The organism is Streptomyces hawaiiensis (assembly GCF_004803895.1).
GTDB lineage: Bacteria > Actinomycetota > Actinomycetes > Streptomycetales > Streptomycetaceae > Streptomyces > Streptomyces hawaiiensis.
This window is the reverse complement of record NZ_CP021978.1, coordinates 1009577-1032001: the sequence shown is the minus strand read 5'-3', so window position 1 is coordinate 1032001 and position 22425 is coordinate 1009577. Positions and strand designations below refer to the sequence as shown.

Here is a 22425-nt window from a genome sequence, read left to right as displayed (position 1 = left end):
CGCTCTGCGTTCCGGCCCAGGCCCTGCTGTGACATCGATTCCTTGAGCGCATCACTTTCCGGACCCGTAAGCCACCTCAGGCGCGGGAGTGAGCGTCCAGGAAACGGTGGAGGGATGCCGTCATACTCGCCACGAAGGAGTCACGGGTCCGGTCGGAGACCAGGTCCAGGGACAGGTAGGGGTTGAGGTCCTCCAGCTCGACGAGGAGTAGCTCGCCTTCCCGGGTGCGGCAGGCGTCCACTCGCTGGATGCCGTGGTCGAGGGTGTTCCAGTCGATGAAGCGCCGGGCGAAGGTGAGGTCGGCGTCGGTGGGCTCGTAGGGCTCAAGGACCCAGCGCCGCTCTGGATCAGGGGCGTGAAGGGCGTACTGGAAGGCGTCGTCGACGTAGTAGAAGGACACCTCGTAGCGGAAGTCGATACGCGGCTGGACCAGGATGTCACCGTAGGCAAGGCCGCCCAGCTGCTCCCGGGGCACGAAGGCCAGGCCGATGGAGTCCGCACCTGCCTTCGGCTTGACCGCGTAGTGGCCGACCTCGGGCAGCAGGTGCAGGTCACTGGGTTGGTCGATGGTGGGGATGACCGGGTATCCGGCGGCGGTCAGGTCCAGCAGGTACTGCTTGCCGGCCATGTCGCCCCGGCCGGACAGCGGGTTGTAGATCCGGGTGCCGTGGGCCGTGGCCTGCTCCCGGAAGGTGTCGTACTCCTTCTGGTAATGGAGCACGGGCCCGCTGTTGCGGACCACCACCACGTCGAAGGCGTCCATCAGCGCGGCGGCATCCAGCGGGTGGCACAAGGCGATGTGGAAGTCGTCGCGCAGCCGGGAGGTCAGGAAGATGTCCTCGTCGCAGTAGCGCCGCCCCCGGGCTTGGTAGGCGAGGTCGGTCACGAACAGAACTCTGCGACGGTCAGGCATCGTATATCTCCTTGAGACGGTGACACCAACCTACCTATCCCCCGGGACACGGTCTCGGGCCGCCGCGTGGTCGCGGGATGTCAGCACGCCTCCTAAAGCCTCCTCGATGTCGCCTACCGCTGAAATAGGTGTCCCAGACTTCCGCTGGTCAAGGTTGGGTCACACACGCTCAAGATCCGGTGTCACAGGACACACGCCACGATCGCTGTCGTGCACCATGCCGTAAGCCTCTGCCATGGTTGCTCCTGGTGATGTCGGGCCGGCGGGCGGGACGCGGGTGCGCAGGTCGGCGCGGAAGAATGAGGGGAGTGGGGCTGCGGTTACCAGTTCTGCCGGGTCGGGGAGATGACCAGGTCGTTGATGGTGACGTTGGCGGGCTGGTCGAGGGCGTAGACGATGGCGTCGGCGACGCTTTGGGGGCTGATGGCGACCTGGTTGAGTTCCTGGGCGGCCTGCTTGCCGGTGGGGTCGTTGACCTTGTCGGCCCAGCCGGTGTCGATGACGCCGGGGCTGATGGAGCTGGCCTTGATGCCTTCACGGACGCCGAGTTCCTTGCGCATGCTCTCGGTGATGGCCTGGACGAAGAACTTGGTGGCGCTGTAGACGCCGGCGCCGTCGCCGATCTGGTGGCCGGCCACGGAGGCCATGTTGAGGATGTGGCCCGAGTTGCGTTCGAGCATGACCGGCAGGACGGCGTGGATGGCGTTGAGGTAGCCGCGGATGTTCACGTCGAGCATCCGGTTCCAGTCGTCCAGCGCGCGGTCCTTCCAGAAGGAGAACAGCATCAGGCCGGCGTTGTTGAACAGGACGTCGATGGTTCCGTAGGTGGAGACTGCGAAGTCGGCGAGCGCCTGGACCTGCTCGCGGTCGGTGACGTCGGTGGCCTTGGCTACCGCGGTGCCGCCCGTCTGGCGGATGTCGGCCGCCAGCTGGTCGAGGCCGTCCTGATCGCGGGCGGTGAGGACGATGTTGGCGCCGCGGGCGGCGAGCGCCTTCGCGGTCGCGGCACCGATGCCGGAGGAGGCGCCGGTGATGACAATGGTCTTGCCCTGGAGGTTACTCACGGGATGCTCCCTATGGGGGTGGGCGTCGGCGTGAACGCCGTGTTCTGGGCCCTGCGGGCCGGGTGATGAGTGGGGCGGGCAGGCGGTGCCCGCCGGGGTCAGCTCTTCTTGTTCTTGGCGCGGCGGACGACGGCGTAGCCGTACTGCTCCGGCCAGCGCGCCTCGTCACCGAGTTCGGTGGCGGCGTGGTGGGCCCAATAGGGCTTGCGCAGCAGTTGGCGGCCCAGCATCACCGCGTCCGCCTCGCCTGAGGCAACGACCTCTTCGGCCTGCTCGGGTTCGATGATGAGACCCACCGCGGCGGTGGGGATGCCCGATTCGTTGCGGGCCTGGGCGGCGAAGGGCACCTGGTAGTTGAACCCGGCGGGGATCTTCGCGTCGGGGACCATGCCACCGGTGGACACATCCAGCAGGTCCACCCCGTGTGCCCGGAGTTCCTCGGCGAGGCGGACGGTGTCCTCCCCGGTCCAGCCCTCCCGGGGGTCCTCGGGGTTCTCGGTCAGCCAGTCGGTGGCCGAGGTGCGGAAGAAGACCGGCAGCTCCTCGGGCCACACCTCGCGGACGGCGTCGACGACCTGCAGGGGGAAGCGCAGGCGGTTCTCGAAGCTGCCGCCGTAGGCGTCGGTGCGGTGATTGGAGACCGGGGACAGGAAGGAGTTGATCAGGTAGCCGTGGGCTCCGTGCACCTCGACCACCTGGAAACCTGCGGCAAGGGCACGCCGGGCCGAGTCGGCGAAGTCGCGCACCAGCTGCTGGATCTCCTCCCCGGTGAGCTCGTGCGGGACGGACAGGCCCGGGTACGGCTCCGCGCTGGGGGACACGGGCAGCCAGCCGCCCTCGGACTCGGTCAGGGACCGGTCGCTGAGCCAGGGCTTGTCGACGGACGCCTTGCGGCCGGCGTGCGCGAGCTGGATGGCCGGGACTGCGCCGTGGGAGCGGATCGCCGCGGTGATGCGGGCGAATGCTTCCTGCTGGCGGTCGTTCCACAGCCCCAGGTCCCAGGGGCTGATACGGCCGTCCGGGCGTACGCCGGTGGCCTCGGCCATCACCAGGCCGGCGCCGCCGGCGGCGCGACTGGCCAGGTGGGTGAGGTGGAAGTCCGTCGGCGCGCCGGTCTGCGGCCCGTCGGGGGCGGCGGAGTACATGCACATCGGGGACATCCAGACCCGGTTGGGTATCTCCAGTGATCGCAGCTTCAGGGGGGTGAACAGGGCACTCATGAGTGCAGTCCTCTCTGCTTGGTGCTTGGTGCTTGGTGCTTGGTGCTTGGTCGTGCGGGCGGGCCGCCGCCGTCGACGGCAGTCCCGCCCGGGAGACCGGGGTGGTGTCAGTGGGAGGCGAGCGCCGCGACGGCGTCCGGGACCGGGGTGCCGCCCCCGATGACCTCGACGGTCCGGCCGTCGAGACGGGGTTCGTCGAGCAGCGCGAGCAGGACCGCGGCGACGTCTGCGCGGGGGATGGGGCCGGTGCCGGTCCTCTCGGCGAGGTCCACCCGGCCGGTGCCCGGCTCGTTGTTGAGGAGCCCGGGGCGGATGATCGTGGTCCGCAGCGCGGTCCGGGCACGGATCGCATCCTCAGCGGCGGCCTTGGCCCGCATGTAGATGCCGAACTCTTCATCGAAGGTCGACGGGTCGGCTCGTAGGTGATCGCCCATGGCGGAGACGAGCAGGTAGCGTCCGACGCCGGCAGCCTCGGCGGCGTGCGCGAGGAGGACCGCCGCGTCGCGGTCGACGCTCTCCTTGCGGGCCGCTCCGCTCCCCGGTCCGGCTCCCGCCGCGAACACCACGGCGTCCGCACCTCTCAGGTGCTTCGCCACGTCCTTGGCCGTGGTCTTCTCCAGGTCCACGACCAGGGCCTCGGCCCCGGCCTCCGCGAGGTCGACGGCCTGGGCGGGGTTGCGGATGAAACCTGCCACGGAGCGGCCACGCTCGGACAGGAGCTTTTCCAGGATCAGGGCGATCTTTCCGTGCCCGCCGGCGATGACGACTCGCATCTGTCTTCCTCCTCGCCGTGCCTGTGGTCAGGCGGGCAGGCGGGTGTCGATGACGAAGCTGATCTCGATGAGCTGGCCGGGGAAGAACAGCGAGGCGACACCGACCGTGCTGCTGGTCGGGCGGTGGTCGCCGAAGTAGGCCAGGTTGGCGGCTGCCATCGCGTTGTTGTACCGGGGCAGGTCCACGATGTACTGGGTCTCCGAGACGACCTGGTTTCGGGTAACGCCGAAGTGGGCCAGAACCTTCTCGAAGTTGGCGTAGGACTGCTTCAGCTGGGCGTCGAAGTCGTCCGGGTGGAGGAAGTTGCCCTTCTCGTCGTGCGACAGCTGCCCGGAGACGTAGATCGTCTCGCCGACCTTGACGGCCTGGGCGAAGCCGAACTCGTCCTCGCCGGAGACGTTATGGCTGTAGGAATCGATCGTGGTCATGGTGTTTCTCCTCTTGCGTGAGGATCAGTGGGGGCGCGCCGGGGGCTCAGGCGGTGTGTCGAGGTGTTGCTGCGGTCGCCAGCTGGGCGACGGCGTCGGCGACGGGGGCGTCACCCGAGGTGAGTTCGACGATGACGCGGCTCAGGGCCGGTTCGTGCAGGGCGGCGTCGATGAACGCGGCGACGTCGTCACGGGGCACGTCGCCGTACTCGACGGCCCATCCGGCGGCGACCCGTCCGGTGCCCGGCTCGTCCAGCAGGGTGCCGGGCCGGACGATCAGCCAGTCGAGCCCGGTGCTGGTGAGATACACGTCGGCGGTCTTCTTGACCTTCATGTAGTGCTCGAAGCCCTCGGCGGGCGCCTGGTCGCGCAGGGCGTCGGGGAACACCGAGACGAGCACGAACCGTCGGACGCCGGCACGCACCGCGGCGTCGGCGGCCTTCTCCACGCCGCGGCCGTCGATCAGCGTCGTCTTGTCCATGCCGGTGCCGTGGGCACCGGCCGAGAACACCACCGCGTCATGCCCGGCGAACTTGGCCGCGAGTTCCTCCGCGGAGTCCTCGATCAGGTCACCGGTGACCGGGGTGGCGCCGGAGGCCCGGACCGGGTCGGCCTGTTCCGGGGAGCGGTGCATGCCGCTCACCTCATCGCCCCGGGCGGTGAGCAGTTCCGCGAGCCGGCGGCCGACACCTCCGGCGGCGCCGATCTGGAATACCTTCATGATCTTCTCCTCATCTCTTGCAACGTGCGGAGGTCGTACGAGGGGCACAACGCTGGTGTCAGACGGCGAAGACCTGGGAGTCGTCGGCGAACGCCTTGAACTCCAGGGCATTGCCGGCCGGGTCGAGGAGGAACATGGTCCACTGCTCGCCCTTCTGGCCCTCGAAGCGCACATAGGGCTCGATGACGAACTCCGTGCCAGCCGCGCCCAGCCGCTCGGCGAGCTCGTGGAACCTCTCGATCGTCAGGATCAGGCCGAAGTGCGGCACGGGGACGTCGTGGCCGTCGACCGGGTTGTGTATGCGCTGCGCACGCTCGGGCGCGAGGTGGGTGACGAACTGGTGGCCGTGCAGGTTCCAGTCCACCCAGGTGTCCGCGCTGCGACCCTCCTCAAGGCCCAGCACCTCCCCGTAGAAGCGGCGTGCGGCGGCCAGGTCGTCGACCGGCACGGCCAGGTGGAACCGCGGGATCGGGGAGTCGAGAACGGTCATTGCACTGCCCTTCCTGTGCTGCGACCCAGGTATGGCCGAGACATTGTCCTAATGTTGACATTGCGACACGAGCTGAATGTTAACATTAGAACATCGAGAAGGGGAAATGATGAGTGAGCAGGGCAAAGTGCCCCCGGCGCGACGCCGGGGCTTGGCCGACGAGGTTGCGGACCGGATCCGGGAGGCCATCTTCACCGGGACCTACGCACCCGGGGCGCAGCTGCGCGAAGTGGAGCTGTCCGGCGTACTTCAGGTCAGCCGCGGGCCGGTGCGCGAGGCGCTGCGGGTACTGGAACGTGAGGGCCTGGTCCACTGCGCGTGGCACCGGGGCACCACGGTGACGACGCTGTCGCCCGAGGACGTCGCCGAGCTCACCAGCCTCCGCGGCGCGCTGGAGGATCTGGCCGTGCGGCGTGTGATCGAACTCGCCTCCGACGAGGACCTCGCCTCCCTCGACAAGGTCGCCGCTTTGATGGAGCGCGCCGACGACGAGCACGAGATGGTCCGCCTCGACATCGCCTTCCACGACGCCGTCTTCGCCTCCGCCCGCCACCAGCGTCTCGTCGACGCCTGGGAGGGGATACGGTGCCAGGTCCACCTCTTCCTGCTGACCCGGATCGGCCGCAACACCGAGGGCTACCTCGGCCGCATTCCGCGAGAACACCGTGAGCTCGTCACAGCCCTGCGCGTCCGGGACACCGACAGTGCCCTCGAACTCTTCGCCGCCCATCGTCGTCACGCCGTCGATGTGGTCACCGGAAACACCGGCCCCAGCTGAACAACGGCCAGGCGCCCGACAGGGTGTGGATGACGGCGTCACATCGTCGGCCCCCCGGGGACGGATCACCTGCCTCACGCCGACGCGTGCCCCCGGCGCCAGCCGTACAGCTACCTGAAAGAACGGCAACGAGGAGCCGTAGGCAGGCGGATTCTGCGCTGCCCGCGGTGTGGTGTGAGTGGACCTGGGGGGACGGGTATGAGGATCTTTGCGCTGGCTTGGACGACGGCCGGAGGAGTGCCCGATCCTGCGGGTCCGTTTAGGTAGGGGTGACGGTCTCTGAGACCGCGTTTGAGATCTGCTCTGTCTTGCGGCTGAGGTGTCGCCGGAGTGGCCAGTGCTGTTGAGGGGAGCTACCTGCCGGAGGTGGCAGGTGCGGTACCGGTGAAGCAGTTCCTCATCAGCGAAGAAGGCGAACGGCGGCCCAACCGGCCGTTGCAGAGTCAGCTAACGTCCGAGCATGATGGAGAAGGACATACTCGGGACAGCGCCAGATGACCCTGTGGCAGCCAAGTGGCAGGTCGTGCGGGAAATGGACGCGAACCTCATCGACACGGCTCTGGTAGAGGCGGCATACGCAAACCCTGCCCTCCGGGCTCTGTTTCCGCTGGTCAGCCATGGATCGCTGCAGTTCAGCCGGTGCACCCGCTTCCCTTGGTCGCAAGACCTGCCCTCGATCTTCCCCTACGATGGCGAACGGCACTTCCGTGTTCGTCGACTGCATGAGCCGCGCGGTTCGGGGCGGGAGCAGATCGGTGGCGCTGTTACTGCCGATGAGGCCGTGGAACTCGTGGCCTCGCATCTCCCCCCAGGCTGTGGTCCTGCCCTTGACGGCACGCCCGACGACCTCGAATCGCTCAGCTGAGTCAAATAGCTTGCCCGGCTGCGGTGCGTACAAGCGGGTGCGGGCCCGGCCGCGTCGACGGTCGGCCGCGGGTGAGGCGGCGGACCATGATGCCGATCATTGCCCAGCGGATCACGGTCTCGGACCGGGCCGGAATGGTCTCGTAGTCCCGGGTGAGGCGGCGGTGGGCGGTGAGAGGCCAGGGCGGAAAGTCTTTCGGCAGCTGCCGCCAAGCGCACCCTGTCCGCACCACGTAGAAGATCGCGTCCACGATCCGACGCCGCGGATGCTTCTGCCGCCGGCCGCCCTTTGGTCCTACCCGCGCCGGCGGCAGCAACGGCTCCACCAGCGTCCACTGCTCGTCCGTCAAGTCCGACGGATACCCGCCCCCAACACCACTCACGCGGAGCTCAACGACCGCTCCATCGCACACGCACGGCAGATCTCAAACGCGGTCTGAGAGGTCGTTTTCTCCTGTGAGATCCGCTTCATCCAGGTCTTTTCGATCGGATGTCATTATCCCTGCGGGTCTGGTGGAGTGGATGTGGCGGATGCGCCGCATGGGGTGACGGCTGGGACGGGATGTGGCTTGCGCCTGTCTCATCCCAGGACGCCCGTCGTGTGGCCCGTGCTTCCGCTGCTTGCGGTGCACGCCTGGGCGCACGCCCCGGACCGGCGGTACGTCCAGGTCATGACCGAACGTCGTCCGTATCCGAGTGATCTGTCCGACGCGCGCTGGGAGTTGATCGAGCCGGTGCTGGGCGCCTGGCGGGCCGAGCGGCGCCGGCATGCGCTGAACATCGGACGCCCGCCCGAGCACGACCTGCGCGAGATCATGAACGCGATCCTGTACGTAGACCGCACCGGGGTGCAGTGGCGCTATCTGCCGCACGACTTCCCGCCCTGGGAAACCGTGTACGGCTACTTTGCCAAGTGGCAGAAGGACGGTGTGTTCCCCCAGATCACCGGCACACTGCGCGGGCTGTTACGGCAGCGGGAGGGCAAGGGAGCGGAGCCGTCCGCGTGCGTGATCGACGCGCAGAGCGTGAAGACCTCCACCAGCGTCCCGGCCGCCGGGCAGGGCACGGACGCGGCGAAGAAGATCGTCGGCCGCAAGCGGAGCATCGTTACCGACACCCTCGGACTGCTGGTCACGGCCGCGAGCGTGCAGGACTCCGCGGCCGGCACCCACCTGATCGAGCAGGTCGCCGTCGCCCACCCCACCATTCGCAAGGTCTGGGTGGACGGCGGCTACCGCCAGCACCTCGTCGAGCATGCCGCCACCGTCGGCATCGACATGGAAATCGTCCAACGCACCCCCGGATCCAAGGGATTCTCCCCGCTGCCCAAGCGCTGGACCGTGGAGCGGACCTACGGGTGGCTGATGTTCCACCGCCGCCTGGCCCGCGACTATGAAACCCTGCCCGCCCGCTCCGAAGCCATGATCCACCTCGCCATGACCGACCTGATGGCCCGCCGCCTCACCGGCGAGGCCACCATCTCCTGGCGCGACTCGACATCAACGGATCAAAAACGTAGTACCGGGATGAAGCAACGAGAGAAACGGTCTCTCAGCGACGAGAAACCCTCTTCGCCGAGACCGCCGACCGCCTTCCAGACCTTCCTGGACCAGAACGAGATTCCCCGGTCGAAGTCCTGGCGGTCCTCGGCAGTTGAGTCCGACCATCCAAGATCCCCGACAGAGTCAAGTGAGGAACGCAGGAAGCCCTGTCGGGGCAGGGTGACCAATGGGGCCCCTGCCCCGACGGGGCTCGGTCGGCCGGACGGCGGGTTACCGGCGCCCGGCAGAGGCCGGTGTCGTGTGCGTGCTTTGCGGCTCAGCCGAAGTTCACGTCGCTGCACCACATGTAGGCCTGGTCGAGGTGCGAGGCCTGCCAGATCACGAACAGGATGTGGTGTCCGGTGTAGCCGGAGGTCTGGACAGGGAACGTGATGTTCTGCGCCGGGGCGAAGCGGCCGGTCTGCGTGATGAAGTCGAGGTTGCTCCAGCCCAGGGTCTGCGTCTTGGGGTTGAAGCCCTGCTTGCTCACGTAGACCTTGAAGTAGTCGGCACCGTGGGACGCCTGGTCGTACAGGTGGACCGAGAAGTTATTGCCGACGGTGGTGGTCTTCCACGGTCCGGGCTTGTTCAGGCTGGCGTTCCTCGAGAGGTTGTTGCTGCAGAGCGTCCCGTCGGGGGTCCGTGCCTGGAACTGGCCACCGAGGCCGTCGCGGAGCGCGCTCATCCAGTTCCACATGGTGTCGGGGTTGGCCTGGAAGGCCTGCCAACACATGGGGTCTTGGGTCTGCATGGCCGGGTTCGTGTGGTTGTTGCCCCACGTCTTCCAGCACTGGTACGCGCGGGTGGCGGGGCCGACGACGGTGCCGTGAGCCTGGGCGGGGGCCGACCAGGTGAGTGCGCCGACAACCACGGCGAACAGCATGACGAACGCCTGGAGAGGCCGGCGGAGGGGCGACAAACGCCCGGCTAACGGACTCTGTTTGCGCATGTGGGGGACTCCTTCCAGTTGCAAGGCTGTCATGGGAGCGCTCCCAACGGTAGGTATTCCGAGTGAGATGTCAATGAAACAAACGGAGTTGATTACAGGGATGGGCGGCCAGCAGGGAATCTGCCGTGAGCCGGGAGTCAGAACCGTTCCCGGGTCCGGAAAGCGAGGATGCGGCCTGGACTGGTGTGCCTGGCCGGCGATGCCGCCCTCTCCTGGCGCGACCCTGACATCCGGGGATTAAACACTCATTCCGGGATAAAATATCTGGATAAAACGACCTCTGAGACTCCTCGTGATCGATGCGGGCCAGAACCAGGACGTTGGTGGCGGCGACGCTCCAGTCGGCAGCCTCCAGAGCCATGAGGGCGACGCGGGCCTGCGTGCCGGTCAGGACGGCCTGCACGGCGCTCGGGTGAGTGGGGTGGGTGTCGAGGCGGACGTGGGCGTCGATGGTGGGAGTCACGTGGGGGTCTCGTCTGTTCTGCCGGTGGCCGGGCCTTTCGGGTCCGGCCACCGGCGACGCGGGGGGTATCGGGTTGCTCGTGTGGACCGGGCGGCGTGCGCGACCGTGGTGGTCGGCGGGCCGGCGCGGGTGGTGGGCGCTGGTCGCCGCCGTTGTGGCGGGGTGGCTCCGGTGGCGTGCTGCCGGCGGGTGCGGACGGCGGCGATGTCGACGAGGGCGCGGCGGGCACCGACGACGAGTTGCAACGGGGTGTTCGCCGGGTCACCGGCGTACGCCTCGATGCGCAGGCCGGTGTGTTCGGCTGTGGTCAGGAGGGAGCGCTGCAGGGCGCGCTCGCCCCAGTGCTCGACGGAACCGGCCGGTTCGGCCAGCATGCGGAGGACCTCGCCCGGTTCACAGCTGTCGTCCAGCAGGCCGCGCTGCTGGGCTTCCCATAGGACCGTGACGGGGTGGATGGGCTCGCGGCGGCGGGCCAGGGCGGTCAGGCACTGCCACAGGCCGGCATGCAAGGGCAGGTTGAAGTCGTCGGGGAGCAGCCACCGCACGGACTCGATGTCTGCGGGGTGGGCGGTGGCGGTCGCGAGTAGCAGTTGCTCCTCCTCGACTGCCTCGGCGTAGTCGGGCGTGATGGCTGGCGGCGGTGCTGGGGTGCGGGGCAGGACGCCGGCGCGCGGTGGGAAGCGGCTCGCGATGTCGTCCACGACCGCCGCGAGGGCGTCGGCTGCGGCGAGCACCGTCTGGACGGGGTGCGGGAGGGAGGCGTCATGGACGGTCTGGACGAGGCGTTCGGCGGCACTCTGCAGACGGCGGCGGGCGCGTTCGGCCTCGACCATCCGCGCGTAGGCCGGTGCGTGGCGGGGCCAGGGGCAGACCTGGATGAGCGTGTGCAGGTAGGAGGCGGTCAGCCCGCGCGCCTGCTCGCGTCCCGTGGCGAGCACCTGGTTGAGCCAGTTGGTGTTCTTCACGTGCTCGGCAGGGTCGGGCGGCGGCAGGGAGCTGATCGCGGCGAACAGGGCGGCATGTGCGGCGGTGGAAAACGAGTCGGAGGCGATGCCGGTCACGTCGCCGAGACGGTGCGGATCGAGGAGGAGGGCACCGAGGAGGGCCTGCTCGGCGAAGCGCACGGGCTGCGGCGGATGGGTGTCGGGCAGGTCGTCGAGGTCGTCATCCTCGTATGGGTCAGTGGGGTGGGGCATTTAGGCAGCCAGGGCGAAGTCGTCGGGGGTGAGGGTCTTGCCCAGGTGCGGGGCCAGCAGGTGCGCGGCCAGCCGTGGCGGGACGGCGTTGCCGATCTGGCTGAAGATCTGGCCTTTGTTGCCCTGCCACGGGTAGTCGGCAGGAAAGGACTGCAGGAGGCTGGCTTCCTGGGCGGTGATCCGGATCGGGTCCGGTGGCAGTGAGTTGCCGTCCGGGGCGTGTGTGGGTTCGGCGACCCAGGTGCACTCGTTCGCGCGGTGTCCGAAGAACAAGGTGCCGGCGGGCTCGTCCACGCTGCGGATGGTGGCGTTGGCCTGGTTGTTGCTGCGCAGCGACCAGGACCAGCGGTGCTCCGCGGAGGCGGGCGCCGGTGCCGGGCGGTTCACCCGGAGACCATGCCGGTGTGCCCGGCCAGTACCGCCGCGATGGCGCTGCAGGACGTGCTCCGGGCCGGGCTGTGGTGTCCAGGTGCCGCGGTTACGGGCGTCGATGAGGGCCTTGCGTGAGCCGGACGGGAATGGCTCGGCTCCTCCTCCGGGGCCGCCGCCGGCGCACACGGTCGGCACCGGGCGGTCGGTGGCGCCCCAGCCGAGGGCCTCGGCCATGGACACCCACCGGGCGCGGCCCGGCCCGAACAGGCTCTCCGGCTCGGCGGTCTTGGCGTGCGTGGGCGGGGGAGGTTCGGCGGTACGGGTGCGCGACGCGAGCAGGATCGCCCGCCTTCTCGTCTGGGGGACGCCGTAGTCGGCGGCGTTGAGGATCCCGGCCCATACCGAGTAACCCCAGGTACGCAGGATCGCGGCGTACTGCTTCCACAGGGGCAGGACGTCCGGCACCTCCTCCATGGCGACCCAGTCGGGCTCGCCGACCGTGTTGAGGGCGTGCAGGTAGCGCATCGGCTCAGCTGCGAGCAGGGAGCGCTCGTCACGGCACGCGGCGAGGAGGCTTTCGCGGGTGTCGCGTCCAGCGGCCAGGTCCTCGACCGCCGCGTGCACCAGCGGCTGGTCCAATAGGCCGAGGCGTTTGCCGGCCATGCTCCACGCCTGGCACGGCGGTGAGGCGATGAGCCCGCGCATGCGGCCGATGAAGGGCCACGTCGGATACATCGCCACGTCGGTCCGGACCGTCAACTGCCCTGCGGCGGCACGGGTTTTGCAAGCCCACTCGTCCCATTCGAGACCCACGTCCCGTACGCCGAGGACGTTAAGTGAGTGGCTCCATCCCCCCGGCCCATTGTGTCAGCAGATGCTGTGTCCCGCGCAGGTCGTGTCGCTCTACGGGAGGCCGAACAGTGTCCGGTGTGTCGCCTTCCAGCGCATCAGCGTGTTCCTTTGCGGAGTCCGACACGTGACTGACGTCACGCCAGGTTGTGCCGGGTACGTGCCTCACACTCGACTGATCTCACACGAGCTGAGTACCGCGCACCCCGTCGGCCCGAGGGCAGAGAGTGCTGCGGCGATCCACCGACCCATGCGAGGCTGACAGGGAGCGTCACCATCGTGGCGAATACTCATCCGGCAGCTCCGTCGTAAGGGGCTGCTGCAGGAGATCCTCCATCTCGCCGCGCACCTGGAGGGCGACTACCGGATACGTGCTGGACAGGCTAAGGCCCTCCGGCCCTGGTGGAGGCGGGAACAGCCAGGTCACGAGGGCTGCTTCTCCTGGCTCATGACCCGGGGCAGACGAAGTCGGCCTCCCCCCAACCCTGGCCCAGTACGGATCAAAGAGGGCGCCCATGCGCCGCACTGTCCTGTCAAACACCCCCGGCTCGGCGCGCAGCTCGCTCAGACGCCGCCCCACTCGGGCGAGCAGAATCTGGTAGTGCATGTCGCTGTACGCATCCGGCAGGTTCAGGCTGTAGCCGACGTGCTGGACGTAGCCGTGCAGGATCATGCGGGCGTAGGCGTCCATCGCACTCTCGTGCTCGCCCTGGTGCCAGCACAGGTCTCCGTACGCCCCGGCGACTTCGGCGAGCAGTTCGGGATCCTCTTCCTCGACCGCCGCCGCCTCAGCTTTCTCCAAGAGTGGGTTGACCTGGTCAGGAACACCCGTTTCGAGATAGAGGTTTGCCAGCTCCAGCATCACCCATGCGGCAAGGTACTTGTCGTCATTCTGCTCGAACATCTCAATGCCGTGGCGGTAGTGTCGCTCAGCGGCATCCTTGTCGCCGGTGAATCGTGCGACTTCGGCCATGTGCTGGTCCGTCAGGCCGCGCAGATGGCGATGTTCGGGAGAGTCAAGCCGTGCTCGCCGTCCATCGAGGCGCGCCTCTCTGCGCACGTAGCGCAGGGCGTCGGCCACGGCGGCCCAGGCGGCGTCATCTCGGCCGGCCGCGTCGTCGTGCCAGACGTGACGCGGATATACGTCGTACAGCCGCTGCAGCTGGGCCAACCAGAGCCGGTCGCTGTGGGTCTGGCAGATCACTGTGCCGTCGACGAGGAGCTGCTCGCAGTAGGGGGTGGGAACTAGAAAGCCATCCCACCAGAACGCGTCCAAGAACACCCGAGAGAAGTCGAGCATCGCCGTGACACGGTCGTTCCGGCTGACCAGGCTCAGATGCCACAGCCACTCGGTGCGGTGATGCTGCCACTCGGTTTTCTGATAGCGCATCCACTCCCAGGCGGAAGGAAGTTCCTCGTCGGGCTCACTGTCCTCGATGCATGCCCGGTGGTGCTCCAGGGCACGCCGGTGCAGCTCCACGTGGCGTCGCGGGTTGCGGCGCGCGAGTCGTGATTCCAGTTCATGCCGCAGGTAGTCGTGAATGCGGTACTCGGCCGACATCCCGCCCGGCGAGGGCTCCTCGGTGACAAAGGAGAAGGACACAGCGTTCCCGAAGACCGCGGGGAGATCGTGTCCGGGCATGGTGTCCTCGCCCAGAAGAGCCTCCATCATCGGCAGGTTGAACGACCGGGCCACCGACAACGCCTCCAGGGCGGTCGTCAGGCGGCTGTCGCCGGTGGCGTCCAGGAGACGGTGGACAAGGTCGCCGACCTCCTGTTGAACGAGTGCGCCGCCGTAGGGGCTCTTCACGCCAGCCAGTTCGGCACTCAACGAAGCTTGGTCGGCGATGCCACGCCGCACCACCAGATCCCTCACCGCGCCGACGACCTGGGGAACGCCTGCCGAGAAGGTGTGCACCGTCGCCGCGAGTTCTTCCGCGATCGCGCCGTTCATCCGCTGGGCAAGGTAGTCGCGCACGTCGGCAGCATTCAGCCCCTTGAGGTGGTGCTGGACAGATCCCGGGCACAGCGGCTCAGGCGCACTGTCGGACGCATGCTGCCACGCGACGATGGCCACCCCGGGGCTGATCCTCTCCGCGAACGAGAGGATCCACCGCGCGTGCGCCTGCCCCAGCAGCGCTTCGAACTGATCAAGGAGCAAGTAGAACATCGCCCGAGCTGGGCGGGTCTTCCTCCTGTCGGGCAGAAGCGCGGACAAGACGGTGTCATCGATTTCGTGGCGGACACCTTCCAGCCCGCGTCGATAATGGTCCGGTATCGGCTCCTGTGGCGGGAGTACAACCCGCTGAGCGTTGGTGACCGTGTCGGCCTTGATCCTCATCGTGATGCGCTGGACGGCGGGGCGGGGGAAGGGGCTAGAGGCCAACAGTTCGAGCGATCGGCGCTTGGCCATCTCGATCTCGTCATCGAGCCTCGCCGCGCGTCGCCCGGGCAAGTCGGGCCATTGCCGGATGAGCACGTGCAGGAAGTCGCAGTACGCGGCGAAGGACCGCTGCAGCACGAGGTCCGGCACGTCCGCACCTGCGATGCCCCCTGCGGCACGTACCACCGAATGGTTCGAGACATCGACATGTAACACAGCAACGCCCTGCTCCCGGCCCCCGGCTCCCTCCCCGGAGTCTCCCGCTACCTCCAGGACCCGACGGAGGAGGCGCGACTTGCCGATCCCGGCCTGGCCGGTGATCTCATACACGGCCCGCTCGCCGACCTGGGCAGACATCACGGATTCAAGAACGGCTGTCCGTCCGACAAAGCCATCGCCTCGGTTACCCACCGGTGCTCTACCTGCCGCTCGCACCGCTGGCTACTTTCCCGCCCCACCGACTCCGGGCTCCGATTCGCTATCGGGGCCCAGGTTGATGTGCTGAGATCCAGTCACGGTTGTCCTACGGCCCCGGCGCCCCCGGGTCTTGATGCGCATGCGGACGTCCGGTACTGCCGTGCGGTTCCCGGTGATGCGCTGAGCGTCCCGCACGTGTTCCGCGCCGGTGATGTCCATGCGCACTCCTCCGCGGAGCATGCGGCGGACCTCCAGCACCACCCGGGCGACCACTCCGAGGACCGCCAGTGATGCAACCAGCCACATCACAAGGACGACTGGCCCCTCCGGCACTTGAAGGGCAACAAAGACCAAAAGAAGAGCGATCGCGAACAGGAAGAGCAGCAGGACATCCTTGCGCAGCCCTCGGAGGATGGCCGGAACGAGCGCGCCGAGATCCAGCGGGGGAGCACTGGGCGGCGAAGCGCCTCCGGACTGTGCCGTCGGGTCAACATTGGCCACTGGCATCTCCTTCCCTCCCAGCCACGCTGTGGCAGCAGGACAACGATGTTGAAGAGTTTGCCACGTCTGGTCGAAGTCGTAGTGCGCTCTCAAAACTCGGCGGCATCTCTTGCCTGCAGCATCGGGTGCTCTCGCCGCGCCGCCGAGCGACAGGTGCTCTCACGATTCACGTATAGAGCCAGCCGGGAGTCGGCGGAGGTTGGTGACGTTCGCCGACTGTTGCCGCAGGCGCTGGATCTCGTCGTGCTGTGCGGCCAGGCGGGAGACGGCCAACTCCTTGAAGGCGGTCAGCTCGGCGACGGTCTCGTCGCGTCTGGCGAGGCGCTCTTTCAGCTCGGAGACCTGGGTCTTGAGCCGTTCGATCTGGGCGGCCCGCGGATCGACGATGTGTCCGGTCTCCTGCAGAGCTCGGAGGCGCCGCTCAAACTCTTCGGCGAGGTGCTGGTAAGGGCCGGGACGCTTCGTCCCGTCACGGTTCTTCTTCGGGTAGAACGCGGTGCGGGTCACGCCGGCTTCGGTGGCCAGTGTCTTCAAGTCGCAGCTGCCGCCGTGCGGGAGGTCACCCTTCAAGAGCCGGTCCATCGCGGCCCGGACGGCCTCCTCGTTGCGGGCGCGGGCCTCTGTGCTGATTCGAGCCATGATGTGAGGTTTCTCCTTACGCAGCGGCGGCGTCGATCGAGGCCAGGACCTTCACGTCCCGATCCAAGTCGGCCTGCAGTCTGACCTTTTCGGTCTTGTGGTTGCGGCCGATCGACCCGATGAAGACCTGTTTGGTCCGTACGCTCTCGGCCCACACTGGGCGGTGGCAGGGATGGTGGGTGGCTTGCGGGCAGCGGGCGGAATCGCACATGCCCGCCAGCGGCTTCGTCGCGTTCGGGGTGCCGGCCAGCTTGAGGCACAACGCCTTGGAGGGGTCGATGAACCAGCAGTAGTTCGCCACCCCCAGGTGTAGGACGTCGGCGATCTCGGCGAGGAGGGCTCTGACCTCCTGGTCGCTGCCGACGACCGTGGGATCCTCCGCGGCAGCGCGGGCCAGCTTCCCGTCGACGCTGGCGAAGAAGTTGATCAGATCGCGGGCGCCTGGACCTGATGGCATCTCGCCCTGCTGATAGCGCCGGTACTCGGCCAGCACGAGGTCCTTGTTACGCTCCGCCTCCTCGGCGTTGACTTCCGCGAGGAACTTGGCCTGTGCCCCGCCCGGGCGGGCCGCATATCCTTCCGTTGTCACCACAGACAGGTGCTTGAGCTGCACCTTTGCGGCGAGCAGGCCACCGGGGCGGTAGGCGATCTCCAAGGCGAGTGTGCGCCTGAGCATCCTCGTCGTCAGTTGTCCCTCCGGGATCGGAGCCAGCCCCAGCGCCTGTCCCGCGGCGCCGTTGGCCCACTGGCGGAACAGCGTGAAGCGGTCGCTGTCGAGTGGCGAGGTGAGCAGGGGATCACCGATCTCGGCGCCCGGGCCCAGGATCTGCTCGGCGACCTCTGCCGCCTGATATGCCTCCCAGATCACGACCCACTCGTCAGGCGCACCGCCCAGCGGCTTTCCCTTGACGACCCGGCTCGCCAGCTTGTATCTCTTCAGCCCAGGGCCGGCCTCGATCGGGGGCACACGGCAGCCCACATTCATCTCGCGCAGTTCGCTTTGGCGCATACCGGAAAGCGCCACGATGACCACGTGCGATGCGGTCTTGACCACGCCGGTGAGCGCCCGCAGGCCACGCTCGGAAAGCGGTTTTGACCAGGGCGCCTCGCCCTGGCCGTCGGCTCGCTCCACCATGTCGGCCCCGCGGCAGTACGGTTCCTCGATCCCGACGGCCTCCACCGCCTCCTCCAGGACGTCGCGCACCGACTCCAATGTGGAGGGGCTGATCTCCCTCCGTCCGGCTTCCGCGGCGAGGGCGTAGAGGTTGACCTTGCCCAACGGATCGTCCTTGCTGATCCACTTCCTGGTCTTTGCCCAGTTGACGTTCCCGAAGGGACGCCGCTCTTCGACATGGCGGCGAATGACCGCCTCGAGTTCGCCCCGATCAATCCGTGCTGCGGGCAGCGATGCCCGGTGGGCGACATAGCGCCGTTTGGCGTCCAGTTCGCGCAGCAGGTGCGGGGCCAGGGTCTGGACGAGGTAGAGGGCTGCGCCCAGGAGCGGCTGGAACGTCGGATCCGCGACCGGCGGCGTCTTGTTGGCGTTGCCGCTGGGCTTGCCGGTGGCCTGTCCGGGAAACGGCCGTAGCCCGGGGTGGTAGCGGTCGGTGGTGAACAGCTCGCCGTAACGGGCCAGGCCGGTGATCGTCAGCTCAACCGCTCTGCGGACGCTGGGGCGGTCGTGTGTCTTTTTGCCGTTGGGGCGGTGGGTGGCGCGGTGCTGTGCGAAGGACGTGCAGTGATGTTCAGTGACTTCGCCGAGCTCGGTGACCCCCTGGGCGGTCAGCCAGTTCAGCCAACGGACCAGTTCCAGCAGCTCGGCGTAGAGGCTGTTGACGACGCGGACCGTCCGGTTGGCGTACGGCAGCGTCCGTACGGCTTCGTGCCCGGGGGCCATCTGCGCGGCGATGTACTCCTTGGCCACCGTCTTCCACCGCATATTGATGATCCCCGAGAAGTCCAGGCGCCGTGCGCACTTCGACACGTAGGCGGGGATGCCGATGACCTGGGTGAAGACCCAGACGTCGTCCTCGAAGACCGAGCGGGCCGCCCCGATGGGGAGGACGAAGCCGGCCAGGCCGCAGATGTCAGCCCCGGCGAAGGGCGACGGCACGGTTCCGGACAGCGGGACCCCGGTATGGGCGATGGTGTTCACAGGGTGCTTTCCTCGGGCAGGAGCGGGATCTCGGCGTCGGTGTCCGTGACGTGGGCAGCAGCCGCAGCGAGCTGCGTGGGGTCGTATTTGACCAGGACTTCCTCGATGCGCTGGGCGTAGTGGCCGAAGACGGCCATGAACTGCGCGGCGGGCATCTGCTGCCACTGCCGGGCGAAGAACGCCTTCATGCGCAGGAGGTTCGCCGCGTGCCGCGGCGTGAACAGAGCGAGTGGACACAGAAGGCACACCCAGGGACGAGCCGGGCACGGCTTTCCCTTCGGGCCGTGCACGCCGGCGGTCGGATCGATGCAGGACGCCACGAACACATCGCTCTGGCCGCCCACGAGCTCGGCGATCGCCCGATCGTCCAGCTCCAGCTCGCTGACCAGCTGCGGGAACTGGCCTGCCAGGTCTGCGACTTGTTCGTCCGACAGAACCATGTGCGGTTGGCCCCGGCGGAGGAGATCACCCTGGGCCTGCTCGACAATGTCCTCCAGGGCGCTCTTCTGGGCCTCGGTCATCGCGGACAGGTAGTGGTCGCCTTCCACTGTCGGAGTGTGATTGGGGTCGATCGTCGAGCGCCGGCTGCCGATCCAGGAAGATCGGTCCCGGTGGGACTCGAACGTCGTGCGGATCCGATGGCGGTGCACAACCACCGGTGCCCCGTTGGCGTCGACCACCCCCGCATCGCGAGACCAGTCGACGATGGTGGACTTGTAGGGGCGTCCATATCTCCAAGGCCCCAGGCCCTCGTCGCCCGCGCGACGCGAGGTGTAGGCAATCCACAGCCACAGCCTGTTGCGCAGCTGCGGCGGACAATGTGACCTCGCCAGGTCGGCATAGTCGAGCCAGCGCTCCAGCACCCGTACGGCCTTGCTCGGCAGCGTGATGCTCTCCTCGGATGTACGGCCCTTGACATAGCGGACCAATACCGCGGCGTCGCCAGCCCAGTCAAGGCCGTCGATACCCAGATCGGCGATGCCGTCCGGCACGATGCCGCTATACACGCCGAACAACACCTGGTAAGCGATGACGGCGCGAGCGCTGGGGAAGAGCGCTTCACGTGCTTCCCCGAAGAAGCGCTGGTTACCATCACCGATTCGGTAGCGCATCTGGTTGTACGACAAGCCCGCCCGCTCGCCCAACGACCTTGGTGTTGCGGGACCGTGGTGCACCATCAGCCAGAAGATGTTCTCTCTCGTCCAGCCATGCACGTACGGGTCCTGGCCGGACTCCGCCGTTGCTCGGGCCGCCCGGTAAGCGGCCCATGACCCCTTGGCGATCGTTCGGGCTGCACGAATCAGCCCTGCCCAGGCGACCTCGTCGTACGGCGGCAGCGGCTCGCTGTTCGGATGCCGGTTGTACAGACGCCCTCGGACAAGCTCCCGGACGTCCGGAGCCAGCACGGAGGTCTCGGCGTCCAGCGCGGCGAGCATGCGGCGGCTCTCCGACTCCCGCCGATTTCCCGCCTCCCACCACAGCGCTGCGAGTCCGGCGCGGGTCAGCCCTGCTGCCCCGCCCCGATGACCACGCCTGTCCAGCTCGCCGACGAACCAATCGATGGTCCCCTTGTACTTCTCCGCAGTCCGGTGCGAGTCACCCTGGCCGTGCGGATGCATCAGATAGACCAGGCCCGTCAGCAACTCGCGGACGAGTACGGGGTTGATCGAGTCGTCGACATTCAGGGTCGACGTGGTGCCGCGGGTGAACGTGCAGAACAGCCGCAGCGGGTTCTCCAGGATCTCCGCGGGCATCAGATATCGTCCTCATCGAAGTCGTCGAACTCGGCATCGGCCTCGTGTTCGGCCTCGACGAGCAGACCGTGGTCATGGCCCGCCCGCTCATATGCCTCGCGGTAGATCCGGGTCGTATCCAGACGGCGGAGGTACACCTCCGTGGTAAGAGTGCTGGTATGACCGAGGAGGTCACGCAGGATCATCACCGGGTCGTTCTTGCGCAGGTAGAGCGCAAGGGCCGCGTCCGCGTCGGTGTCCTTGACGAGCTTCGCGAGCTGGGCGTAGTAGCCGCCGATCAACATCTCGAGCGTCCTGATCGCGAACGTATGACGGCACCGGTGCGGGGACGTATGCGGGAAACGCGGATCGAATCGATCCCGGATCCGCTCCGACGTCCGCTTGAAGACCGTCGGCCAGTCGCGAAACGGACTCCCGTCACTCTGCACGGCCAGCAGCATCGATCCGCCATCTGGCCTGACGAGACACCGACGTTCCAGCGGCGTCAACTCGGCCCACAGCACGCGCTCACCATCAACTCGGCCACCGACCTCGTCTGACTCGGTCACCACCAGGGGCGACCCCCACTTGGCCGGCGGAATCCAGGACGAGCGAGCCACCGCAACAGCACGTTGCAACCTCAAGTACTGGTGCAGCCGGGCGAGCGGGTCGTATGTCGTCCACGTGGCGCGGAACTTCCGGCCCTTCGTGACGCCGGCCGGAACCGGCACCCAGATCGGCAGCTCGGTCCGGCGGGGCGGCAGCGGCGGAACCTCGCACTCCAACATGTACGTGAACTCCTGCCGCCGTAGCCCGCTGGACAGCACATAGCCACCCACCGCCGCGTTGCGTGCCGTCGTCCGGCCCTGGTAGAGGGCGTCCTCGGCGCCGTCCGGGCGCAGACCGCCCAGCCCCTTCAGGAACGTGTCCTCGAAGTCCTTCTCGAAGTACTTGATCGTCACGTGCGGCTTCGACGTCCGCCGCTTGGACAGGTTCACCGACTGCAGTCGCACCTGGTCGCCATACGCAGTGACGGCCTGCTTGTAGGTGAACGGCACCGTGGTCGTGAGCTCTTCGCCCTCGGCCCACCCATAGAACAGGGACAGGATGCTCATGTGCTGGTTCCAGGGGATGAGGCGAACCGTTCCTTCAGCGGGCCGCACGCACGGTGCACCGCGTAGGCGCTCAGACCCCGCCGCAAATCGCGACGGTTGTCGAAGAGTTGGACGCCCCGGCTGGCCAGGAAGAGCGTCCAGTCACGCACAACCCGAACGTAGGTTTCCCAGGAGTTTGGGGCTGGGCAGCCGTTCGCGGGAAGTTCCTGGGCCCACCGGTTGATCACGGTCGTGACGCGAGGGCCAGCCGAGTCCTCGAAGAGGAGGTCGTCGTCAAGCAGGATCGGCATCCGGTCCGGGATCACCGGTTGACTCGATAGCCCCCAGGACTCCCAGGTGGCAGAGGAGAAGAACGTCATCAGCATGGCGGGGACCGTACCTATGCGACTCAGGTAACTGCAAAGCGCAAACGCGCTGGTCACTGGCGTGCGAGGCGGCTATGAGACGCTGCAGTTCTGCTCACAGAAGGGCCCGCAAACAGGTCCAGGATGGTCAAGAGGCCAGTCCGAAGTCGTCCTGCACCGGCTCGACTTCACCGCGGCAGGCCCACGGCGAGCAGCCGTCGATGACGCCCTGCTCCAGCTCCTGAAGGTCCGGTCCGCTGTCGGTGAGTTCTTGCTGCATCGCCGCCCATTCGGCGGCGGTGACGTGATCGATGGGGGCTTTGCTGAGAGGGACGCGGGAGCGGTGGAGAAACGCCTCGCCGAGCAGACGGTTGCCGGTGGCGTTGGCGCGGGCGTTTCCCTTGCGGATGGCCGCGTCGAACTCCACCACGTCCTCCCATTCCTCCGGGGAGTTGTCGCGGATGTTGCGCCATTGAGCGTTTCCGTGGAAAGGGCACCCGAGTTCCCTGTCAAGTC

Annotated in this window: 20 protein-coding genes and 2 pseudogenes; 3 read left to right on the top strand and 19 right to left on the bottom strand. The window is 67.6% G+C overall.

What is annotated here, in order from left to right:
- Positions 1–76: 76 nt before the first annotated feature.
- The 7 genes from CEB94_RS04795 to CEB94_RS04765 all read right to left on the bottom strand — a co-directional run bounded on the left by CEB94_RS04795 (position 77) and on the right by CEB94_RS04765 (position 5610).
- Positions 77–913: an ATP-grasp domain-containing protein gene (locus CEB94_RS04795; protein ID WP_175430963.1), complete on the bottom strand. Its 837-nt coding sequence runs from the start codon at positions 911–913 to the stop codon at positions 77–79.
- 320 nt (positions 914–1233) lie between these two features.
- The gene (locus CEB94_RS04790; protein ID WP_175430962.1) at positions 1234–1977 is read right to left on the bottom strand and encodes an SDR family oxidoreductase; all 744 of its coding nucleotides are present in this window, start codon (positions 1975–1977) and stop codon (positions 1234–1236) included.
- Positions 1978–2075: 98 nt separating this feature from the next.
- Complete coding sequence (locus CEB94_RS04785; protein WP_175430961.1) at positions 2076–3197, bottom strand: NADH:flavin oxidoreductase/NADH oxidase; 1122 nt, start codon at positions 3195–3197, stop codon at positions 2076–2078.
- A gap of 107 nt (positions 3198–3304) precedes the next feature.
- On the bottom strand, positions 3305–3970 hold the full coding sequence (locus CEB94_RS04780; protein ID WP_175430960.1) for an SDR family oxidoreductase: 666 nt from the start codon (positions 3968–3970) through the stop codon (positions 3305–3307).
- Between the two features lie 27 nt (positions 3971–3997).
- Positions 3998–4399, bottom strand: a complete 402-nt coding sequence (locus CEB94_RS04775) for a RidA family protein (RefSeq protein WP_175430959.1) — start codon at positions 4397–4399, stop codon at positions 3998–4000.
- Positions 4400–4445: 46 nt separating this feature from the next.
- On the bottom strand, positions 4446–5120 hold the full coding sequence (locus CEB94_RS04770; RefSeq protein WP_175430958.1) for an SDR family oxidoreductase: 675 nt from the start codon (positions 5118–5120) through the stop codon (positions 4446–4448).
- A 58-nt stretch (positions 5121–5178) separates the two neighbouring features.
- Positions 5179–5610, bottom strand: coding sequence for a VOC family protein (locus tag CEB94_RS04765; RefSeq protein WP_175430957.1), 432 nt, complete (start codon positions 5608–5610; stop codon positions 5179–5181).
- Between the two features lie 106 nt (positions 5611–5716).
- Here CEB94_RS04765 and CEB94_RS04760 point away from each other — a divergent pair, with 106 nt between their 5' ends.
- Positions 5717–6388 carry a GntR family transcriptional regulator gene (locus CEB94_RS04760; protein WP_246111727.1) on the top strand — a complete coding sequence of 224 codons (672 nt, stop codon included), beginning with the start codon at positions 5717–5719 and terminating at the stop codon, positions 6386–6388.
- A gap of 460 nt (positions 6389–6848) precedes the next feature.
- On the top strand, positions 6849–7253 hold the full coding sequence (locus tag CEB94_RS04755; RefSeq protein ID WP_175430956.1) for a DUF6193 family natural product biosynthesis protein: 405 nt from the start codon (positions 6849–6851) through the stop codon (positions 7251–7253).
- A 1-nt stretch (position 7254) separates the two neighbouring features.
- Here CEB94_RS04755 and CEB94_RS41655 read toward each other — a convergent pair whose 3' ends face one another.
- Entirely contained in the window at positions 7255–7674 is a 420-nt protein-coding gene (locus CEB94_RS41655; RefSeq protein WP_425472538.1) for a transposase, read from the bottom strand.
- Between the two features lie 249 nt (positions 7675–7923).
- On the opposite strand from CEB94_RS41655, the pseudogene CEB94_RS04745 reads away from it, so the two are divergent.
- Positions 7924–8742: pseudogene (locus CEB94_RS04745) on the top strand (IS5 family transposase); the annotation flags it as partial.
- A gap of 328 nt (positions 8743–9070) precedes the next feature.
- Here the strand turns inward: CEB94_RS04745 and CEB94_RS04740 are convergent.
- From CEB94_RS04740 to CEB94_RS04695, 11 genes and pseudogenes are all read right to left on the bottom strand, one after another.
- On the bottom strand, positions 9071–9742 hold the full coding sequence (locus CEB94_RS04740; protein ID WP_466350461.1) for a lytic polysaccharide monooxygenase auxiliary activity family 9 protein: 672 nt from the start codon (positions 9740–9742) through the stop codon (positions 9071–9073).
- 459 nt (positions 9743–10201) lie between these two features.
- On the bottom strand, positions 10202–11401 hold the full coding sequence (locus tag CEB94_RS04735) for a DnaB-like helicase N-terminal domain-containing protein (RefSeq protein ID WP_175430955.1): 1200 nt from the start codon (positions 11399–11401) through the stop codon (positions 10202–10204).
- Positions 11402–12634 (bottom strand): annotated as a pseudogene (locus CEB94_RS04730) (DNA cytosine methyltransferase); the annotation flags it as partial.
- 259 nt (positions 12635–12893) lie between these two features.
- Positions 12894–15362, bottom strand: coding sequence for a hypothetical protein (locus tag CEB94_RS04725; protein ID WP_175430954.1), 2469 nt, complete (start codon positions 15360–15362; stop codon positions 12894–12896).
- Between the two features lie 84 nt (positions 15363–15446).
- Positions 15447–15923: a hypothetical protein gene (locus CEB94_RS04720; protein WP_175430953.1), complete on the bottom strand. Its 477-nt coding sequence runs from the start codon at positions 15921–15923 to the stop codon at positions 15447–15449.
- A gap of 159 nt (positions 15924–16082) precedes the next feature.
- Positions 16083–16562 (bottom strand): hypothetical protein, encoded by a 480-nt coding sequence (locus tag CEB94_RS04715; protein WP_175430952.1) that lies wholly within the window; start codon positions 16560–16562, stop codon positions 16083–16085.
- 16 nt (positions 16563–16578) lie between these two features.
- Positions 16579–18717, bottom strand: coding sequence for a site-specific integrase (locus CEB94_RS04710; protein ID WP_175430951.1), 2139 nt, complete (start codon positions 18715–18717; stop codon positions 16579–16581).
- Entirely contained in the window at positions 18714–20471 is a 1758-nt protein-coding gene (locus CEB94_RS04705) for a hypothetical protein (protein WP_175430950.1), read from the bottom strand. The genes CEB94_RS04710 and CEB94_RS04705 overlap by 4 nt, the downstream gene beginning before the upstream one ends.
- Entirely contained in the window at positions 20471–21613 is a 1143-nt protein-coding gene (locus CEB94_RS04700) for a site-specific integrase (RefSeq protein WP_342789586.1), read from the bottom strand. Before CEB94_RS04700 ends, CEB94_RS04705 begins: the two co-directional genes overlap by 1 nt.
- Complete coding sequence (locus CEB94_RS41850; RefSeq protein WP_342789585.1) at positions 21562–21930, bottom strand: hypothetical protein; 369 nt, start codon at positions 21928–21930, stop codon at positions 21562–21564. Before CEB94_RS41850 ends, CEB94_RS04700 begins: the two co-directional genes overlap by 52 nt.
- Before the next feature lie 127 nt (positions 21931–22057).
- Positions 22058–22339, bottom strand: a complete 282-nt coding sequence (locus tag CEB94_RS04695) for a hypothetical protein (protein ID WP_246111725.1) — start codon at positions 22337–22339, stop codon at positions 22058–22060.
- Positions 22340–22425 lie beyond the last annotated feature (86 nt).

What these genes read in the sequence shown, in the direction of transcription:
- CEB94_RS04705 (WP_175430950.1), bottom strand. Translation starts at nt 20,471, where the DNA reads ATGCCCGCGGAGATCCTGGAGAACCCGCTGCGGCTGTTCTGCACGTTC.
- CEB94_RS04765 (WP_175430957.1), bottom strand. Translation starts at nt 5,610, where the DNA reads ATGACCGTTCTCGACTCCCCGATCCCGCGGTTCCACCTGGCCGTGCCG.
- CEB94_RS04780 (WP_175430960.1), bottom strand. Translation starts at nt 3,970, where the DNA reads ATGCGAGTCGTCATCGCCGGCGGGCACGGAAAGATCGCCCTGATCCTG.
- CEB94_RS04760 (WP_246111727.1), top strand. Translation starts at nt 5,717, where the DNA reads ATGATGAGTGAGCAGGGCAAAGTGCCCCCGGCGCGACGCCGGGGCTTG.
- CEB94_RS04735 (WP_175430955.1), bottom strand. Translation starts at nt 11,401, where the DNA reads ATGCCCCACCCCACTGACCCATACGAGGATGACGACCTCGACGACCTG.
- CEB94_RS04770 (WP_175430958.1), bottom strand. Translation starts at nt 5,120, where the DNA reads ATGAAGGTATTCCAGATCGGCGCCGCCGGAGGTGTCGGCCGCCGGCTC.
- CEB94_RS04755 (WP_175430956.1), top strand. Translation starts at nt 6,849, where the DNA reads ATGATGGAGAAGGACATACTCGGGACAGCGCCAGATGACCCTGTGGCA.
- CEB94_RS04740 (WP_466350461.1), bottom strand. Translation starts at nt 9,742, where the DNA reads ATGCGCAAACAGAGTCCGTTAGCCGGGCGTTTGTCGCCCCTCCGCCGG.
- CEB94_RS04725 (WP_175430954.1), bottom strand. Translation starts at nt 15,362, where the DNA reads ATGTCTGCCCAGGTCGGCGAGCGGGCCGTGTATGAGATCACCGGCCAG.
- CEB94_RS41850 (WP_342789585.1), bottom strand. Translation starts at nt 21,930, where the DNA reads ATGCTGATGACGTTCTTCTCCTCTGCCACCTGGGAGTCCTGGGGGCTA.
- CEB94_RS04775 (WP_175430959.1), bottom strand. Translation starts at nt 4,399, where the DNA reads ATGACCACGATCGATTCCTACAGCCATAACGTCTCCGGCGAGGACGAG.
- CEB94_RS04715 (WP_175430952.1), bottom strand. Translation starts at nt 16,562, where the DNA reads ATGGCTCGAATCAGCACAGAGGCCCGCGCCCGCAACGAGGAGGCCGTC.
- CEB94_RS04795 (WP_175430963.1), bottom strand. Translation starts at nt 913, where the DNA reads ATGCCTGACCGTCGCAGAGTTCTGTTCGTGACCGACCTCGCCTACCAA.
- CEB94_RS04785 (WP_175430961.1), bottom strand. Translation starts at nt 3,197, where the DNA reads ATGAGTGCCCTGTTCACCCCCCTGAAGCTGCGATCACTGGAGATACCC.